Annotated in this window: 3 protein-coding genes; all 3 read right to left on the bottom strand. The window is 65.1% G+C overall.

Features of this window, described 5'->3' with window-relative positions:
• A partial coding sequence (locus WBF82_RS22470) for a M24 family metallopeptidase (RefSeq protein WP_424385137.1) occupies positions 1–1068 on the bottom strand: 1068 nt, incomplete at its 3' end.
• A 39-nt stretch (positions 1069–1107) separates the two neighbouring features.
• On the bottom strand, positions 1108–2370 hold the full coding sequence (locus WBF82_RS22465) for a M24 family metallopeptidase (RefSeq protein ID WP_424385136.1): 1263 nt from the start codon (positions 2368–2370) through the stop codon (positions 1108–1110).
• On the bottom strand, positions 2367–2869 hold a 503-nt coding region (locus tag WBF82_RS22460; protein ID WP_424385135.1), incomplete at its 5' end, for an amidohydrolase family protein. The genes WBF82_RS22460 and WBF82_RS22465, both read right to left, overlap by 4 nt.

Here is a 2869-nt window from a genome sequence, read left to right as displayed (position 1 = left end):
GATCAACACCGCCTCTCGCCCGAATATCGCGCCGACGCCTTCTTGCCAGACATAACCGGTAACGGCGAGCACCATCCCAGCCTCCAGTCGCTCCTCGGCGGCGGTCGCCGGCAAGTGCTGCGAAACTACCGGCGGGTCGAATCCCATACCCAGGCCCCGGGCTATCGGCATCGGCGGCAGCTGCTCGCCCGCCGCGTGGTAGGCGGACAGCAGGTCGGTACTGGGAACACCAGGTTGGCATGCTTCATATAGCCGGTGCCACAGCGCATCCCATCGCCGATACAGGTCGGCGGCACGGTCGGGGTCACCGACCGGCCAGGTGCGTCCGACCTCACCGGTGTAGCCACCATCGAGCACGCCCGCCGAGAACGCCACCAAATCACCCGATTGGACGCGTCCGTCGGCACTCGCCCGTCGCCACGGGTGGTCGCGTGAGGTGACCCACGCGGCATCCTGGGTCGACGGCGTGCTCACCCCACCGGCCGCCATCGCCTCCAGTAGCACGCCGGCCAGCGTCTTCTCGCTGACGCCCGGTCGCAGCTCGGCGACGGCCGCGGCCAACCCGACCTCGGCTACCCGGATGGCCTCACGCAGCGCCGCCACTTCTTCGGAGGTCTTGATACGGCGGGCGGCGCGCATGGCCAGCTCACCGTCGACCAGCTCCGCGTTAGGGAACGCCATCGGCAGAAGTTGGGCGAATCCGGGTGAAAGCGCATCGCTGCCAACGCGTTTGGCGGTCACCGCGCCTTCGATACTCTTCAGCACCGAGATGGTGTTCATCGGATTCCAGGAGATGCCGTACAGGTTCTCGTGCGGAATGTCGTCGGGAACCCCCTCGTCCCAGGTGCTGAGCAGGTGGATGGCGCCCGTCTCCCGAACGACCACGCAGGTCGGCCCGAACGGACGGGTCCCGGCCACCCACAGCTGCGGCGCACCCGAGACATACCGCACGTTGGCCTGCCGACCCAGCACCAGGACGTCCAGGTCGTGGTTTTCCATCTGGGCCAGCGCCCGGGCCCGGCGACCCCCGCGCAGTGCGCGGTCGTCAGGCAGAACCTCAGTTCCCATCTGCGCTACTCTCCCCCGCAAGCGGGAGGTGCCCCCACCTCATCGCTGGTGCTCTGCATCGTCGTAGCGCGTCCCATAAGGGTGATAGGGGTAGTCGGTCAACGGAATCCAGCCTTCCTCGGTGATGACGACGATCTCTTCGCTGCGATATCCGCCGGTGCCGTCCTCCCACACCACCGGTTCCAGCACCACCACCATTCCGGGTTCGAAGACGAAGTTCTCGTCGAACTCGTCGCCGAGATCGGTGCCGATCATCGGCATTTCGGCGGCATTCACGCCGATTCCATGACCCAGATAGAAGTGCGGCAGCCACGGCCGGGTGCCACCATTGGCTTTCGTTGCCGCCCTGCCCAAGTCGGCCGCGGTGGCGCCGGCTTTCGTCACGTCGAGCACCGCGTCCAGGATTTCCCGCCACTTGGTGAATTGTGCCTGCTGGCGCGGTGTGGGTTGTTGGCCGACCACCCAGGTGCGGCCGAAATCAGAGCAATAGCCAGCGTAGGTGATGCTGACATCGGTCCACAGCACGTCACCGGCAACCAGTTCGCGCTCAGTTGTCAACAGCGGCAACGCCAAATCGCCGTGGGTGGTCCAGACCCCGTCTGCCTTGCTTGCCGGCATCACCTGCCAGATCGGTTCGAGCATGCTGGCCATCGCGCCCAGTTCGAACGCCCGGCGCATGAAGCCGGCCGACAGCTCGATCTGCCGAATTCCCGGGACCAGCGCGGCCTGCACGTCGACCATGGCCTCGTCGGTGATTCGGCAGGCGGTCCGGATGCAGGCCAGCTCGTCGGGGGTCTTGATGACCTTGGCGGCGCCGATAATCTGCGCGGCGTCGGCCGGCCGGCCGGCCCGGAAGAGTCGTGGCTGCGCGCGCCGCATGGCGCCGGTCAGTTCGTCCACCGCGAGAACCGCCCCGGCCGGGACCATATCCTCGATAAACCGCGCGAAGTTCTCCACTCCTTCGTCGAACTCCAGATAGACCGGGCCGTGCAAATGGTCAACGGGCAGCCCCGATTCCGACGCGGCGCCTTCCCGGAACGGTAGGAACAGGTGCGGGTGCGGGTCGTCGGCGAGCACCACTGCAACCGGGCGCTCGACGTGAGACAACCCGGCGTCACCCAACGGCCAGCTCACCCCGGTGGCATAGACGACGTTGTTGTTTCCAAGCAGCAGCAAGGCATCCACGCCGCGCTCGGCCATTGCCGCGCGCAGCCGCGCGCCGGTCTCGCGACGCATCCGATCAAGATCGGGCGCGTCCGGGATGTCGAGCGCAGACGACGGTGAGGGCAAAAATGTCGTCATGAAAGATTCAGGAATTTTGTGATATTGCCACTGACGATCCGCGCCGCGGCCTCGGCACCGACCGAATCGACTACGGCGGCCAACGATTTCTCCGAATATCCGAATGTGCTTTCGTTATGCGGATAATCGCTCGACCACATCACCTTGTCGATACCGATTTGATCAATCAGCTTCAGCCCGAGCGGGTCGACCATGAACGATGCGCTCATGTGGCTGTCCCAGTAATAGCGCACGTCATGCTCCAGGGGCCGATTGAACATGTGCTGATACGACGCCACCAGATGCTCGGCATCCTGCAAAGCCCAAGGCACCCAGGCGATCCCGCCTTCGAACCAGCCGATTCGCAGGCTGGGGTGGTCGTCGAGTATTCCAGAGAAGATGTACTTCGCGAACTGTTCCCGGAACCCGTCGATGTTGATCATCATGCCGACCACCACGCTGTTGAACTGGCACGGTGTTTTCGGTGGGGTCTCGCCGATGTGGTGGGCGACCGGAAGCC

The sequence above is a fragment of the Mycobacterium sp. genome, assembly GCF_049673265.1.
Classification (GTDB): domain Bacteria; phylum Actinomycetota; class Actinomycetes; order Mycobacteriales; family Mycobacteriaceae; genus Mycobacterium.
The sequence above is the reverse complement of the archived record's forward strand: the minus strand, read 5'-3'. Positions and strand labels throughout refer to the sequence as shown.